The 16271-nt window shown below is 52.5% G+C and carries 12 protein-coding genes; 2 read left to right on the forward strand and 10 right to left on the reverse strand.

Annotation, left to right across the window (positions count from 1 at the left end; genetic code table 11):
* Positions 1 to 76 precede the first annotated feature (76 nt).
* The 3 genes from DEP07_RS15350 to ftsE are packed head-to-tail and all read right to left on the reverse strand — an operon-like array spanning position 77 to position 2877.
* Positions 77 to 1279: a murein hydrolase activator EnvC family protein gene (locus DEP07_RS15350; protein WP_122966102.1), complete on the reverse strand. Its 1203-nt coding sequence runs from the start codon at positions 1277 to 1279 to the stop codon at positions 77 to 79.
* 25 nt (positions 1280 to 1304) lie between these two features.
* A complete protein-coding gene (gene ftsX, locus DEP07_RS15355) occupies positions 1305 to 2201 on the reverse strand; it encodes a permease-like cell division protein FtsX (protein WP_122966101.1) in 897 nt (298 codons plus the stop codon).
* Complete coding sequence (ftsE, locus tag DEP07_RS15360) at positions 2191 to 2877, reverse strand: cell division ATP-binding protein FtsE (protein WP_063229295.1); 687 nt, start codon at positions 2875 to 2877, stop codon at positions 2191 to 2193. The genes ftsX and ftsE overlap by 11 nt, the downstream gene beginning before the upstream one ends.
* Positions 2878 to 3262: 385 nt before the next feature.
* On the opposite strand from ftsE, the gene DEP07_RS15365 reads away from it, so the two are divergent.
* On the forward strand, positions 3263 to 4420 hold the full coding sequence (locus DEP07_RS15365) for an iron-containing alcohol dehydrogenase (protein ID WP_217022149.1): 1158 nt from the start codon (positions 3263 to 3265) through the stop codon (positions 4418 to 4420).
* A gap of 55 nt (positions 4421 to 4475) precedes the next feature.
* Here the strand turns inward: DEP07_RS15365 and DEP07_RS15370 are convergent, their stop codons facing one another.
* The 3 genes from DEP07_RS15370 to DEP07_RS15380 all read right to left on the reverse strand — a co-directional run bounded on the left by DEP07_RS15370 (position 4476) and on the right by DEP07_RS15380 (position 8463).
* Positions 4476 to 5594, reverse strand: coding sequence for a GerAB/ArcD/ProY family transporter (locus DEP07_RS15370; protein WP_122966099.1), 1119 nt, complete (start codon positions 5592 to 5594; stop codon positions 4476 to 4478).
* 167 nt (positions 5595 to 5761) lie between these two features.
* Positions 5762 to 7207, reverse strand: a complete 1446-nt coding sequence (argH, locus tag DEP07_RS15375; RefSeq protein ID WP_122966098.1) for an argininosuccinate lyase — start codon at positions 7205 to 7207, stop codon at positions 5762 to 5764.
* A complete protein-coding gene (locus DEP07_RS15380) occupies positions 7204 to 8463 on the reverse strand; it encodes an argininosuccinate synthase (RefSeq protein WP_063229292.1) in 1260 nt (419 codons plus the stop codon). The genes argH and DEP07_RS15380 overlap by 4 nt, the downstream gene beginning before the upstream one ends.
* A gap of 464 nt (positions 8464 to 8927) precedes the next feature.
* Between DEP07_RS15380 and DEP07_RS15385 the strand changes: the two genes are divergently transcribed.
* Positions 8928 to 9470: a histidine phosphatase family protein gene (locus DEP07_RS15385; RefSeq protein WP_274874458.1), complete on the forward strand. Its 543-nt coding sequence runs from the start codon at positions 8928 to 8930 to the stop codon at positions 9468 to 9470.
* 143 nt (positions 9471 to 9613) lie between these two features.
* Here the strand turns inward: DEP07_RS15385 and argF are convergent, their stop codons facing one another.
* The 4 genes from argF to DEP07_RS15405 form a co-directional block, all read right to left on the reverse strand.
* On the reverse strand, positions 9614 to 10585 hold the full coding sequence (gene argF / locus DEP07_RS15390) for an ornithine carbamoyltransferase (RefSeq protein ID WP_122966120.1): 972 nt from the start codon (positions 10583 to 10585) through the stop codon (positions 9614 to 9616).
* A complete protein-coding gene (gene carB / locus DEP07_RS15395) occupies positions 10530 to 13772 on the reverse strand; it encodes a carbamoyl-phosphate synthase (glutamine-hydrolyzing) large subunit (protein WP_217022147.1) in 3243 nt (1080 codons plus the stop codon). The genes argF and carB overlap by 56 nt, the downstream gene beginning before the upstream one ends.
* Entirely contained in the window at positions 13765 to 14871 is a 1107-nt protein-coding gene (locus tag DEP07_RS15400) for a carbamoyl phosphate synthase small subunit (protein ID WP_217022146.1), read from the reverse strand. The genes carB and DEP07_RS15400 overlap by 8 nt, the downstream gene beginning before the upstream one ends.
* Before the next feature lie 205 nt (positions 14872 to 15076).
* A complete protein-coding gene (locus DEP07_RS15405) occupies positions 15077 to 16258 on the reverse strand; it encodes an aspartate aminotransferase family protein (protein WP_122966094.1) in 1182 nt (393 codons plus the stop codon).
* Between the last annotated feature and the right edge of the window lie 13 nt (positions 16259 to 16271).

Genomic DNA, 16271 nt, shown 5'->3' on the forward strand with positions numbered 1-16271 from the left:
TGCTACCGGCAAAAAGATATGCTGCTAGTGTATGCATTCCCCGTTAGCAATATTTGTCTGGCTGCCCGCTGCATGACTATTTCAGGTACGGCATTGGGTTGACAGCAACGTCATTTTTGTAGACGGTAAAATGAACGTGATTTCCGGTAGATCGGCCTGTGGAGCCGACTTCTGCGATCTTCTGGCCTCTCGATACAGACTGTCCCGTAGACACTTTGATTCCGCCCTCGCGAATGTGTCCGTAGAGAGTGACCAGATCAGCGCTGTGCCTGATCATGACCGTATTGCCAAAACCATTGTAATACCCGGCATAAATTACGACACCGTCAGCCGCAGCCATGATCGTCGTTCCTTTATGAGCTGCCATGTCTACACCATTATGCCCAGCTGAACGTCCTGTAAACGGGTCGGTTCGCACCCCGAAGCCCGAGCTGAAGCGAAATTGTCCGTCTGCAACCGGCAAGGCCAGCTTGCCGCCCTTGTAGCCTGTGCTCGACGCGCTCATCGCCCGCACCCGCTCCGCGTACTTGGCGGATTCTTGCTTCGTGAACTCGATCAACTGCTGTCCATACTGCTCCAGGTCTTCTTCCAGAGCAGCTTCTTTCTTCTTCAGTTCAGCCTTGACCACGAGACTGTGCTTGTACTGCTTGTCCAGTTCGGCTTTGAGTGCTTCCGCCTCGTCAAGCATCCCTGCATAAACAGTCAGCTGGTGCTCGATCTCTTTCTTTTTTGTCTCGACTGTTTCTTTGTCGCGAATATTGTCTTCTAGAATACGCGTATCCTGCTCAAGAATCAACTGCAAACCCTCCATGCGGGTCAGGAAGTCGCCGAAATCGGACGATCCGAGAAGAACGTCCAGATAGGAGACATTTCCGCGCTCGTACATGGATTTTACCCGGGTTTTCAACAAGGTTTCCCGTTTTGCCACCCGATCTTTTGCTTCATCCAGTTCATCTTGCGCATTGGCAGCCTTTTCCTTCGTTTCATTCATTTGCTGCTCCAGCTTGTCCAACTTGCTTTGTGTTTCATTGCGGCGCAAGTCGATCGTCATGAGCTGTGTTTGCAAATCTTGCTGCTCCTTTTGCACGGCACCGATTTGCTGCTCAGCTTGCTTCATTTGCTGTTGCTGCTGCTTTTTCTTCTTTTGTATTTCCTTCAACTCTCGATTGATCTTGTCCAAAGATGCTTTGCTGGCTGCCCAGCTCACGTTAGTCGGGATCGCTGAACCGGCCAAAAGGCCAGTGATCAAGAGTGTTGCTAGGATCATCCTCTTTCTCATGATACTCCTCCCACGTTTTCCAATGTTAAACTCGCAGGAAGCGGCGAACTGACACCAGGCTTCCCCAGATTCCGATAAACGCGCCAATCGCCAGCAAAGCGAGGGCTACCTGATACACCAATGGGAACAATGGCAATAGATTGAACAGTTGGGAAGCTTCAAAACTGGAATGAATGGCATCCAGCAGGTAGTAGTAGCCAACTGCCAACAAAATGATCGGGATTAATGCCCCGGTTACACCCATGAGCAATCCTTCTACAAAGAACGGCCAGCGAATAAACCAGTTCGTGGCGCCAACAAGCTTCATGATCTCGATTTCTCTGCGCCTTGCTACAATGGTCAGCTTGATCGTGTTGGCGATCAGGAACATGGCGGTGAAGCCCAGACCGATAATGAAGGCGATCCCTACGTTTCTTACCGTGTCAGTGGCAGCAAACAGCTTTTCGACTGTTCCTTCCCCGTAGTTCAAGCTTCTGACCGATTTCATTTGCTTGATTTGATTGGCGACAGCAGGCGTGTCCTGCGGCAGCTTCGTCTTGACGACAAACGAGTCGGGAAGCGGGTTCCCTTTTTCCAAGCCGTCAAAAAGGTACGCCTTGTCCCCCATACTCTCCTTGAACTGCTTCAAGCCTTCGTCCTTGGAAATAAACTCGACAGACTCCACTGTCGGCATGTTGCGCACGCTTTGTTCAAATTTTTGCAAGTCTTCCTTGGAGGTAAGATCCGCCATGAAGACCCTGATTTCCACTTGTTTTTCGACTGATTTCGCAAAATAGTTGACGTTCATCGCCAAAATCAGGAAGACGCCAAGAATGAACAGAGTAAACGTAACGGCACTGACTGACGCGAACGACATCCAGCCGTTCCGGTTGAGGTTTTTGACCCCTTCACGGACGTGGCGTCCCAGCGTTCTAATCTTCATAACCGTAATCCCCTCTCTGCTCATCACGGGCAATTTGTCCTGCTTCGATGGCAATGACCCGTTTTCTCATGGTGTTCACAATCTCCCGGTTGTGCGTAGCCATGACGACTGTTGTGCCGCGCTGATTGATTTCCTCAAACAGCTTCATGATCTCCCACGACGTCTCGGGATCGAGGTTCCCTGTCGGCTCGTCGGCAATGATGATGCCTGGGCTGTTCACCAGCGCCCGTGCCAGTGCCACCCGCTGCTGTTCGCCACCGGACAGCTCGCTTGGCAACATTTTCGCCTTGTGCTTCAATTTGACCAGACCCAGCACATCCATGACACGCGGCTTGATCTGTTTTGGATTGCTTTCAATTACTTCCATCGCAAATGCGACATTTTCGAATACAGTGAGTGTCGGCAACAGTTTGAAATCCTGGAAGACAACCCCGATGCTGCGGCGAACGAGCGGAATTTGCCGCTCCTTGATCCGGCTTACGTTGAAGCCGCCCAGAAAAATTTGGCCTTTGGTCGGTTTCTCTTCGCGGTACATGAGCTTGATGAACGTGGACTTCCCTGCTCCACTCGGCCCAACCACATACACAAATTCGCCTTTTTCAATCCGAATGTTGATACCCTTTAGTGCATTCGTGCCGTTCGGGTACGTTTTCCAAACATCAAACATCTCGATCAAGCAAATCACATCCTACATAGTCAGATCCTTCTATATTCTCTTGATCCTGATTTTTATTTCTCTGCCGAAATGCTGCTGATTCAGGCAAAATCGACAAAACCCCTCTTCCCTCTGGCAACCTCTGTTGTTCGATGTTGAAAAACAGCGAGATTACCCATCTTATTTATTATACCACCCTGTTTCGCGGATGGTATCCACTAAATCTCTTATTTCTTGTCGAAAGCGTCGCGTTTTCTCTTCCATCCGACACGATTTGTTACCGAAAAGTTTACGAAACGCCACCAAGCCAAACTTTTTTGGCGAAGCCTCAGCACATCGCTGGCTGGCATGCATCCGGGCAGTTCGTTAAAATGTAGCTATGCAAGACGATGAAGGAGCTGACATGATGGAAAACTTCGTTTACTATAACCCGACTCAACTCATTTTCGGCCGAGGCCAACTGGCCCAGCTGGAAGATAAAGCGAAGCAGCTTGGCAGCACGGTTCTGCTCGTGTACGGCGGTGGCAGCATCAAGCGCTCCGGCCTGTATGACAAGGTTGTCTCGCTGCTTCAAGCTGCTGGCAATCGCGTGCTGGAGCTTCCAGGCGTCGAGCCAAACCCGCGTCTTGGCACTGTGCAAAAAGGGATCGACCTGTGCCGCGCTGAAGGCGTCGACTGGATTTTGGCAGTGGGCGGCGGCAGCGTGATTGACGCAGCAAAAGCAGTTGCGGTCGGCGTTCCTTACGAAGGCAACGTGTGGGATTTCTATACGCGCAAAGCAGTAGCCGAAAAAGCTTTGCCGCTCGGCACCGTCCTGACGCTCGCTGCGACCGGCTCGGAAATGAATCGCGGCAGCGTCGTAACCAACTGGGACACACAAGAAAAGCACGGGGCTGGAACTACTTTCCCGACCTTCTCCATTCTCGATCCGGAAAATACGTTCAGCGTCCCGCGCGATCAGACCATTTACGGAATCAGCGATATTTTGTCACACGTTTTTGAGCAATACTTCACGCACACGAGCGAAATTCCGCTCCAAACCCGTTTTGCCGAGGCGATCATGAAAACCGTCATCGAAAACGCCGAGCGCGTTCTGGACAATCCGCAAGATTACGACGCGCGCGCCAACATCCTGTACAGTGGGACGATGGCTTTGAACGGAACGTTGCCTGTCGGCGTGACGACTGACTGGGCTACGCACTCCATCGAGCACGCCGTAAGTGCCGTGTACGATATTCCTCACGGTGGCGGCCTGGCGATCATTTTCCCGAAATGGATGCGGTATGTGTATAAGGAGAACGTGGCGCGATTCGTCCGTTTTGCCGTGGAAGTATGGAATGTCGATCCCGTCGGAAAAACGGATGAGGAAGTGGCGCTTGAGGGAATCGCTGCTGTAGAAGCGTTCTTTGCCCGAATCGGAGCCCCTACCCGTCTCGCTGACTATCAAATTACGGACGAGCATCTGGAACTTATGGCCCAGAAAGCAACTCCTTTTGGCCCGATTGGTCAGTTCAAAACATTAACCAGTGCAGACGTCCACGAAATTTTGCGCATGTCTCTGTAAAAAATCATAGCTGCCGACCAAAGAAAAACGCCGCGCTCTCGCAAGAGTCGCGGCGTTATTGTTTCGTGTCGTGGATTTGCGGCCCGGCCAATTTGCTCCTCCACTTGTACACGATCAGCATCAGCACGGGAAGCCCGATCGAATAGGTAAAGTCGTAATACGGCCAGTATTGCGAGATGATGCTGCCATACACAACCATGTTTGGCGTAAAAATATTTGCCATGACCAACAGCATGACCATGTACGGCAACGTAAGCACAGGCATATCTTGAATGCGGAAAACATGGCGAAGTCCCAGTTGAAAAAACACACTGTAAATCGTGATCTTGGCGTTCACAGCGATGAACCAGACCACGGCGAGAATGACTTCCAGCCGCTGAATGAACGTCCCGATCTTTATTTGCTTCGCCAGGACGTACGACGGGTACATATGGCGCGCTGTCTGGTCAGCGCCCAGTACGAGGATGCACATAAAAATAACGATCGCAAGCACCATCCCGCCCAAAAAAGCCCCTTTCAAAAAATGCCGCATTCGCTTTTGAATGGGTGAGACGTACGGCAGAATCGCCAAAAATATAACCAACTCTGAAAAAGGAAACGCAACGGAAGGGATGGCACCTGCCACAATCGGCTTCCAGCCATTTTCCATCACAGGCTGTAGCCGGGAAAGATCAGCTTGCGGAATCAGGGAAAGAATGAGCAGCACGAACAGGAAAAAGAAGGTGTAAAAATAAATTTGCGCAGAGTAGGCCACCGTTTGCAGCCCGAGCCGCACTCCGAACATGATGAGAATAACGAGCAACAGCTGAATCGCGATGCTCGGCGTGTCATTCAAAAGATACGTCCCGACAAAATCTCCTGTTTCCAAGACGTGAGCTGAGGCTGAAAAAAACGTGTACCAGACGAAGGAGAGCGTAATCATGGTGCCCAGGACACGCCCGAATAATCGATCGATAAACGAAAAAAAGCTTACATTCGGATAGCGCTTGCCCACTGCGATCAGCAGCAGCACATTGCCCAGTCCGATGACAAGCCCGATCATGACTGCAATCCAGGCGTCCTGTTTCGCGAGATCGGCTGAGATAGCCGGCAGGACAAGTACAGAATCTCCAATCGTTACGAGGGTAACCAGCATCATAAATTGTCGGGGACTGATTTTGTAATTGTCCAGCATGATGATTTTGCCCGCTTTCGACCTTATGACCTTTTCACAATTATTTCCCCATACGCCCCCCGCTAAACGCCAAGCCCCGCCTCCGCTCTCCTCAAATTCATTTTTGCATGAAAAAAACGGACAGGCTCGCTGCCTATCCGTCCTCATGCTTTAGTCAAACTGCTCGATTATGCGGGTGATCCGACATCGATCAACGATTCAATCATCACTTTTTGACTGTTTTTATCTACCCAGACGTGTGTCTCTTTCAGCTTGTTCTGGAACCAGGCAATCTGTGCTTCCACCTGATTGCGCGCCGTACCGCCCAGCACGTTGCGGGCATTTACGACCGTTTCTACTGCCAGCGCATCGTACACGTCTGCCCCGATCACGCCCGAGAAGCTTTGGAACTCCTCCAGAGTCAAGTCGAGCAAATATTTTTGCTGCTCGATGCAGTACAGAACGGTTCTGCCCACGACTTCATGCGCCTGGCGGAACGGCATGTTTTTGCGCACCAAGTAATCCGCCAAATCAGTCGCATTGGAGAAATCGTTGGTGACAGCCTGACGCATGCGTTCTGTTCTCACCTGCATGGTCTGGATCATCGGCGTGAGCAGAGCAAGAGCGCCATGAATCGTCGCCACGGTATCGAACATGCCTTCCTTGTCTTCCTGCATGTCTTTGTTGTACGCCAGCGGCAAGCCTTTGAGCACGGTCAACAAACCAAACAGATTGCCGTACACACGGCCCGTTTTTCCGCGCACAAGCTCGGCGACATCCGGATTTTTCTTCTGCGGCATGATGCTGGAACCTGTGCAAAAGGCATCATCCAGCTCGACAAACGAGAACTCCTGGCTGCTCCAGATGACGAGCTCTTCACACAGACGGGACAAATGCGTCATCAACAGCGAAGCGTCAGCCAAAAACTCGACGATGAAATCGCGATCGCTTACCGCGTCCATGCTATTTTGATAAATGCCGTCAAATTGCAGCATCTCAGCCACAAACGTACGGTCGATCGGGAACGTCGTGCCTGCCAGGGCACCGGCGCCAAGCGGCAGCACATTCACGCGATTCCATGTCTCGGTCATCCGCTCGATATCACGCTGAAGCATCGAAACATACGCCATCAGGTGGTAGCCGAACAGGACAGGCTGCGCACGTTGCAAATGCGTATAACCCGGCATGACGGTATCGAGGTGCTGACTGGCTTGCGCAAGCATCGCTTCCTGCAGGTACATCGCCAACTGGATGATCTCCATCAGCTTCTCTCTGAGGTACAGGTGCATATCCAGGGCAACCTGATCGTTGCGGCTGCGTCCGGTGTGAAGCTTGCCCCCCACCGGACCGATTTCCTCAATCAGCATTTTCTCGATATTCATATGAACATCTTCGTGCGCGACCAAAAACTCGGCCTGCCCACGCTCGATTTTGTCTTTTACTTTTTTCAAGCCCGCGATGATTTGACGTACTTCCTCCATCGGCAGGATGCCGCACTTGCCCAGCATGGCAACATGAGCCAGGCTGCCGACGATGTCCTGACGCCACATCTTCTGGTCAAAAGAGATAGAAGCTGTATACTCTTCTACGAGCTGATTCGTCGGCTTCGTGAAGCGTCCTCCCCACAGTTTCATTGCGTGATCGCATCCTTTTCATCCAAAATCTTGATCGCCGTATTTTTGTTCTCATGCAATACGCCTTCGTTCACTTGCGCGTATACTTTTGTCGGCAATCCCCACAGCTTGATGAAACCAAGCGCTGCTTTGTGATCGAACTGATCGCCTGCATTGTAAGTAGCCAGCTCGTGGCTGTAGAGTGTCGAAGCAGATTTGCGGCCCACTACAATCGCATGTCCTTTGTGCAGCTTCACGCGAACGACACCTGTTACGTGCTTTTGCGTTTCTTCGATGAACGCCTGAACGGCATTGCGGATTGGCGAATACCACAGACCTTCATAGATCACTTGCGCCATTTTTTGCTCCACAATCGGCTTGAATTGCGCTACTTCACGAGGCTGCGTCAAAAATTCCAGCTCGCGGTGCGCGAGAATCAGGGTAGTCGCAGCAGGTGTTTCGTACACCTCGCGGGATTTGATGCCCACCAGGCGGTTTTCTACGTGGTCGATGCGGCCTACGCCGTGGTTTCCGGCAATTTTGTTCAGCTTCAGGATCAGTTCGGACAATGGCAGTTCCTCGCCGTTCAGCGCAGTTGGCTTGCCCTGGACAAACGTGATCTCGATTTCTTCCGCTTCTTCTGGAGCGTCTGCGATTGATTTCGTCAGATCGTACGCACCTTCTGGCGGCGCTGCCCACGGATCTTCCAGAACGCCGCACTCGCAGCTTCTGCCCCACAGGTTTTGGTCAATGCTGTATGGATTGTCCAGATCAATCGGGATCGGGATATTGTTCTTTTTCGCATATTCAATCTCTTCGTCGCGAGTCCAGCCCCATTCGCGAACAGGCGCCACGATTTTGATATCAGGATTCAAGGCAGTGAAGGATACGTCGAAACGCACCTGGTCGTTTCCTTTTCCTGTGCAACCGTGCGCTACCGCTACAGCGCCTTCTTTTTCTGCGATCTCAACCAGCACGCGAGAAATAAGGTAACGCGACAAAGCCGACACGAGCGGGTATTTGCCTTCGTACATCGCATTTGCTTTCAGGGCAGGCAGGACAAATTCTTCTGCGAATGCTTCCTTCGCATCAACAACGATGGATTTGAGCGCTCCTACTTGAAGTGCTTTTTTCTGAACGAAATCGAGGTCTTTGCCTTCCCCTACATCCAAAGCAACCGCGATGACGTCAAAATTGTACGTGTCTTGCAACCATTTAATTGCTACCGATGTATCTAAACCGCCAGAGTAGGCCAAAACAATTTTATCTTTTGCCATTATTCTCTCTCCCCGTTTCAAGTGATCTCTTATGTGAGTAATTATACAAACGAGTTAATAAAAATACAACCACTTTTCGCATTTATTTGCGAGATTTTCACAGACAAAATTAGTCAGCCGTTTTTTACCCAAAAAAGCGGCAAGCTACCCGCTTTTTCCACATGTGCCATTCGCCAGTTCCCATCGCATAGGCGTTTTTCGCCATTTTATCGCGCTCTGATCCGATCCAGACTTGCCGCTTGTGCCTTTTGTATAGGCGAAAAATTCTGTTTATTCAAAACCGACTCTGTGCTGCCTCCCGCTCGCTTCTCGCCCGCTTTTTGGCGTGCATAAAACTGTATTTATGCATAGAAAAGTGTATTCATGCGAAATGAAGCTGCGGCGACGATAGGAATGACTCCCATTCAGGGAGAATCCATATAGTTATACGCTTTGGGATTTTCAAAGCCGGATGGGAGGAACAGATGAAGCAAATTTTTCTGGTGCGCCACTGCCAGGCTACAGGCCAAGAACCAGAAGCGGCGCTCACTGAACGTGGAGCGGCCCAAGCCGAGCAGTTGGCATCTTTTTTTGCCGCTTACCCGATCGACCGCATTATCTCCAGTCCGTATCGGCGGGCGCTGGCTACGATCGAGCCATTTGCTCGCAAGCAAGGCATCCTGATAGAAACGGACGAGCGCCTGGAAGAACGCGTGCTTTCCAGCGTGCCTCGCCCTGACTGGTATGAGCGGTTGCGCGATACGTTCGCTGACCTTTCTCTCAAGCTGGAGGGTGGCGAGTCCAGCCAGGAGGCAATGGATCGGGCCTGCGCAGTCATCCACGAACTGTTGCAAAGCGAAAGCGACCAGACTTTTGTGCTTGTCACACACGGCTGTCTGCTCGCCCTCGTCCTGAAAGCTTTCGACGAGCCGATTGGCTTTTCCGACTGGGAGCAGCTTCGCAATCCAGACGTATTTCACCTCACACAAAGCCGGGAAAAATGGCAGCTAACCAGGATTGAGCTGTAGCTGAGCGTGCGTCCAAACAAAAAACAGTTACAAGGGCCAGGTTCAAAACACTGTGCCTCTTGTAACTGTTTTTTTAGTTTGCCGCTTCTTCGGCAAGCGCAAATCATAAATTCACGGCCTGTTCGGCTTCATTACGCGTATCTCTACACGAGCGCTGCCAAAACGGCTTTTTGCGCGTGCAAGCGGTTTTCAGCCTGATCGAAAATAACCGAGCTTGCGCCGTCAATGACTCCCGCGCTCACTTCTTCGCCACGGTGCGCTGGCAAGCAGTGCAGGAACAAGTAATGGCGATCCGCGTGTGCTACCAGTTGCTCGTTCACCTGGTACTCGGCGAATGCTTTCAGGCGCACTTCGTTTTCTTCTTCAAAGCCCATACTGGTCCATACGTCTGTGTAAACAGCGTCTGCCCCCGCGACTGCCTCTACCGGGTCATGCGTCACGATCATTTTTCCGCCGCTCTTTTTCGCGTACTCGACCGCTTTTGCTACGATGGCAGCATCCATCTCATAGCCAACCGGCGTTGCCACGCGCACTTCGAGTCCGAGCAAAACGGCTGCCAGAACGAGCGAGTTGGCTACGTTGTTCCCGTCGCCCACATAGGCGAGCTTGACGCCTTTGAGCTTGCCTTTGTGCTCCCAGATCGTCAGCATGTCAGCCAGTGCCTGGCATGGATGGTACAAATCCGTCAAACCGTTGATGATCGGAATAGAGGCGTGTTCAGCCAACTCTTCCACGTAAGAGTGCGAGAACGTGCGAATCATGATCGCATCGACGTAGCGCGACAATACTTTTGCCGTATCGCTGATTGGCTCTCCGCGTCCCAGTTGCAATTCCTTGCCGCTCATGAACATTCCGAGCCCGCCAAGCTGGTGCATCCCCACTTCAAAGGAAACGCGCGTACGAGTCGAAGCCTTGTCAAAAATCATGCCCAACGTCTTGCCTTGCAAAGGCGTAAACGGCTGTCCCAGCTTTTGCAGCTGCTTGATGTGTGCCGCAAGATGGAGCAACTCCATCAATTCTTCACCGCTGAACTCATCGACACGCAAAAAGTCTTTTCCTTTATGCTTTTGCAGGGGCAAGTTTTGAAAGTGTTCCAATATCTTCACTGGCTGCATGAGAGCCACCTCTTTTCATCATAATGGACTTCACATATAACGAGAATGTATCTGTTGCACAGAACAGCGGAACTCCTTGCTGCACCATGCGGCTGCGCAAGGCAAATCCTCTTCTGCCCTGTTGGTTTCCTTTTGTAGCGGTAATCAGCGCAAAGGCTGCCTGCTCTTTTTGCAGCAATTGATTCCAGGCCGCTTCGTCTTCCACGACATGTTTGACCGAAACGCCCGACGCTGCCAGCCATTCGGCCGTACCAGCCGTTGCCGCTAGAGCCGCTCCTTCTGCTTGCAGCTGTCCGATCAGCTTGCCGACTTCTTCCTTTTTGTCTGCGTCAGTCAGCGAGACCATGACCAGCTTGCCTGTTTGCCAGTCGCCGTACAGATTGTCCTTGAAGGCAAACGCTTTTCCGGCCGCTTCCTCAAACGTCCGTCCCAGTCCCAACACCTCTCCGGTAGACTTCATCTCAGGACCGAGAACCGGGTCCACGCCATTCAGTTTGATCGTGGAAAAGACAGGTGCTTTGACGACGGCAAATGGGATGTCCGGCAGCAAGCCTGTTCCGTATCCCATATCCGCCAGCTTTTCACCCAATTGAGCCTTTACAGCCAACTGGACCATCGGGATGCCTGTCACCTTGCTCGTGATTGGCACGGTACGCGATGCACGCGGGTTTACCTCCAGCACATACACGGTATCCGTGTCGATGACGAACTGGATGTTGATCAGACCGACCGCTCCCATTTCGCGGGCGATCGCTTCTGTATAGCTGGCGATTTTGCTCTTGATTTCAGCAGATAGGGCCGGAGCCGGGAAAAGCGCCACACTGTCACCAGAGTGAATCCCCGCTTTCTCCACGTGTTGAAAAATTCCCGGGATCACGACAGACTGCCCATCGCAAACCGCATCAACTTCGGCTTCCCGACCTGGTACGTATTTATCGACCAAAAGCGGGAAAAACGCGCTGCTTTGCGGATGATTCAGCCATTCACTGATCGTCGCTTCCAGCTCTGCGATGTCGTGTACAACCACCATTCCTTGTCCGCCGATGACGTACGAAGGCCGCATCAAAACAGGGAAGCCAATCTCTTCTGCGATCGCGGTCGCATCTTCCAGAGACGACACCCCTTTGCCCGGGATGTGCGGAATGTCGAGCTTGCGCAGCATAGCGTAGAACAGCTCGCGATCCTCTGCCCGTTCAATGGCAGCAAGTGACGTGCCCATTACCTTCAACCCGGCCTGCTCCAGCTTTGCCGCCAGATTGATCGCCGTTTGCCCGCCAAACTGAACCATGACTCCTTCTACCTGTTCACGTTCGGCAACGTGCAGCACATCTTCCACATGCAGCGGCTCAAAGTAAAGGTGGTCAGCCGTCTCATAATCCGTACTCACAGTTTCCGGATTGTTGTTTACGACGACAGCGGAAATTCCGCTTGTTTGCAAAGCTTTTGCGGCGTGGACAGAGCAGTAGTCGAACTCGATGCCTTGCCCGATGCGGATCGGGCCGGAGCCGAGCACCAGAACTTTTCGTCCGGTCAATGTCTCGACTTCATCTACTCCTTGCCAATCCGAATAGTAGTACGGTGTCTGTGCGTCGAACTCTGCCGCGCACGTATCCACAATTTTATAAGTAGGCGTAATGTTCGCTGTCTCGCGCTGTTGTTTGATTTGCAAAGGCGTTGCTCCGGTCAGCGAAGCGATTGTTTCATCCGCAAAACCGAGACGTTTGGCAGCCAACAGCAGCTCTGTGGAGAGCGTGCTGCTGTCGTGAGCCGACAGCTCGACTTCCATGTCGACGATTTTGCGCAAGCTCCGCAGGAAAAACGGATCTACCCCTGTCAGGCCGTGCAACTGTTCTTCTGTGAACCCTTTGCGGATCGCTTCGGCGAAAACGAACAAACGGATATCAGTCGCATCCTGCAAAGCTTGAGCCAGCTCTTCATTCGTCCAGGAAGCAAGCTCCGGGCGAGACAGGTGTGTGCAGCCTTGCTCCAGCGAGCGAACGGCCTTCAACAAGCCAGCCTCCAGATTGCGGGCGATGGACATGACTTCGCCCGTTGCCTTCATCTGCGTACCCAGCTTGCGGTCAGCGTGCGGGAACTTGTCAAACGGAAAGCGCGGAATTTTTACCACGATGTAGTCCAAAGCAGGCTCAAAGCTGGCATACGTGTAACCCGTAATCGGGTTGATCACTTCGTCCAGCCCATAGCCCAATGCCAGCTTGGCAGCGATCCGCGCAATCGGATAGCCTGTCGCCTTGGAAGCCAACGCACTCGAACGGCTCACCCGCGGGTTGACTTCGATCAGCACGTAGCGGTCAGAATCGGGATCGAGGGCAAACTGGATATTGCAGCCGCCTACTACGCCCAGCGAGCGGATCACTTTTGTCGAAGCGCTGCGCAACATTTGATACTGGCGGTCTGTCAAAGTTTGCGATGGCGCCACGACGATGCTGTCTCCCGTGTGGATGCCCACCGGGTCCAAATTTTCCATATTGCAGACGATGATGCAGGTGTCGTTGGCATCCCGCATGACCTCGTATTCAATCTCTTTCCAGCCTTTTACGCTCCGCTCGATCAGCACTTGCCCGATCGGGCTGGCTGCGATGCCGCCCGCCGCAACTTTGCGCAGAGCAACTTCATCCTCGGCGATGCCGCCCCCTGCTCCACCCAATGTATAGGCAGGACGGACGATGACGGGATAGCCGATGGAGTTGGCAAATCGAATGGCCGCTTCTACGGATTCCACTGTGTCGCTCTCGGGAACCGGCTCTCCGATTTGTTGCATCAACTGCTTGAACAGTTCACGGTCTTCCCCGTTTTGAATGGCGGCAAGCGGCGTTCCCAGCAGCTGTACCTGATACTTTTTCAGGACTCCCGCTTCCGCCAGGGAAACGGCGAGATTCAGTCCGGTCTGTCCGCCCAGTGTAGGCAAAAGGCCGTCCGGGCGCTCCTTGGCGATAATCTCGGTCACCGATTCCACGGTGAGCGGCTCCAGATACACTTTGTCTGCTACTTGCTCATCTGTCATGATCGTCGCCGGGTTGTTGTTCACCAGCACGACCTGCACGCCCGCTTCTTTCAACGAAAGGCAGGCTTGTGCTCCGGCGTAATCAAATTCGGCCGCCTGACCGATAACGATCGGGCCAGAACCGATAACCAAAACTTTGTGAATGTGTGGCAATTTAGGCATATCTCTTCGCTCCTACTACACGCATCGATTGCAAGAATTGGTGGAATATATGGGAAGTATCGCTCGGTCCGGGATGCGCCTCCGGATGGTACTGCACGCTGAACACGGGCAGACTCACATGGCGCAGCCCTTCTACCGAGCCGTCATTTACATTTCGGTACGACACGGCCAACTGGCGTTTGTCCAAAGCTTCTTCCTTGACGACGTATCCGTGGTTTTGCGAGGTCATGTATACCTTGCCCGTCATCATGTCCTTCACCGGATGGTTGCTTCCGCGGTGGCCGTAAGCAAGCTTCTCTGTTTTGCCGCCGTACATCAGCGCCAGCACTTGATGGCCCAGACAGATGCCCAGTGTCGGATACTGCTCAACCGCTTTTCGCCATTCGCTGCAATACGCGAGCAGATGCTCCGGATCTCCAGGGCCGTTGGAAAACAGCAGCCCGTCTGGCGCAAGCGCGTTGATTTGGGCAAATGTCGTATCAAACGGCACCACGGTGACACGGCATCCCAGTTCCAGCAGCGAATCGAGAATCGATTTTTTCATTCCGAGATCGACCAGCACGACATGCTCGCCTGTACCCGGGTAACGCTCGATTTGATTCGTGGAAACGTTCGCTACCAATGATTTTTTCGCATGCTTGTAGCGCAGTGACGCCACTTCAGCCGCTTGCATAGGCTGACCGGAAATCACACCGAAGATCGGACCATTTTGCCGCACGCGCTTCGTAATGGTTCGGGTATCGATTCCGGCCAGGATCGGAAAGCCGAAGTCTTCCGCCGCCTGGGCCAGTGTCTTGGTCGACTCGTAATGGCTAGGCTCTGTGCACAGCTCGCTGACGATCATTCCCGTCAATGCCGGCTTGGCTGCTTCATAATCTTTTTCATTGATCCCGTAGTTCCCGATCAATGGATATGTGAAGGTGACGATCTGTCCCGCAAAGGAAGGGTCAGTCATGACTTCCTGATAGCCCGTCATCCCTGTATGAAAAACCACTTCTCCGAATCCGTTAATGGGAGCACCGTAAAGCTGTCCTGCGAATACCTCGCCGCTCTCCAACGTGAGGTATCCCGTTCCCAGTGATTGATTCTCTCTGTTCATCCGTGAAGCCACTCCTCTCCAATAGGCACGTCTAGACGCCAACTGGCGCATATGATCAGGTGAATAATTCATTCACTTGTATACCGTTCATACCGAGAATTTATGCAACTCTTTGTATTAATATACATTCAACATTATAAAAATGCAACGAGTTTTTTGACTTCCGCAACTCGTTGCATTTTGGCAGAACATGCACTCTTTGCTGTTAGGCTTGCTCCAAAGCCTCTCCGAATACAGCCATTGCCTGCTTTACTTCCTCGTCCGTCGTAACGAAGGAAGGGAGCAGACGCAAAACTTGCGGCCCTGCCGTCAGGAAGATGACTCCTTTTTCCCGTGCATACGTCACGATATCGCCCGCCGGGATAGTCAGCTCTACGCCCAAAAGCAGCCCTTTTCCACGCACGGTGACGATCTTGTCAGGATGCTCGGCCTTCAATTTTTCCAGCTCTTGCGTCAACACTTGATGGATATGCGCTACCTGATCGAGGATTTGTTCTTCTTCCATCGTCGCAAGCGTAGCGATTCCTGCTGTCGCTGCCAACGGGTTTCCGCCGAATGTCGTTCCGTGCGTCCCTGGCGAAAATGCTTCTGCCACTTCTTTTGTAGCAACGACTGCGCCGATCGGGAAGCCGCTGCCCAAGCCTTTTGCCAAAGAAATCGCATCCGGCTTGACTCCATATTGTTGAAAAGCGAACCATGTGCCAGTTCGGCCAATGCCCGTCTGAATTTCGTCGACCAAGAGCAACAATCCGTGCTCATCGCACAAGTCACGCAGTGATTTCACCCAGGCTTCCTCTGCCGGGTGCACGCCGCCTTCGCCCTGAACCAGTTCCAGCATGATCGCGCACGTCTTGTCGTTAATCGCGGATTGAACCGCCGCGAGATCGTTGTACGGTACTGTGACGAAGCCCGCAGGCAAAGGCAGGAAACCATCCTTGACCTTGTCCTGGCCTGTCGCTGTCAATGTCGCCAAGGTACGTCCGTGAAAAGACTGCGCAAACGTAATGACCTCGTAGCGATCCTCGCCTTTCACTTTTTGCGCATAGCGGCGAGCAAGCTTGATCAAGCCCTCATTCGCCTCGGCCCCGCTGTTGCAAAAAAACGCCTGATCCAGCCCTGACAGGCGGCTCAGCTTTTCCGCCAAAATTTGTTGCTGCGGAATGTGCACCAGATTAGAACAATGCCACAGCGTATCCAGCTGTTCGTGCAGCTTGGCTGTCACTTTTGGCGGGACGTGCCCCAAAGAGGTGACCGCGATGCCTGAGGTAAAATCGAGATAGGCTTTCCCCTGATCATCCCACACTTGATTTCCTTTGCCTTTTACCAGGCTGATTGGCCATCTTGCATAGTTATTCATAACATGCAATGGCGCTGTCACTGTACTCATGTCTTTGCCCTCC

It is taken from the genome of Brevibacillus sp. (assembly GCF_003521185.1).
Taxonomy (GTDB): Bacteria; Bacillota; Bacilli; order Brevibacillales; family Brevibacillaceae; genus Brevibacillus; species Brevibacillus parabrevis.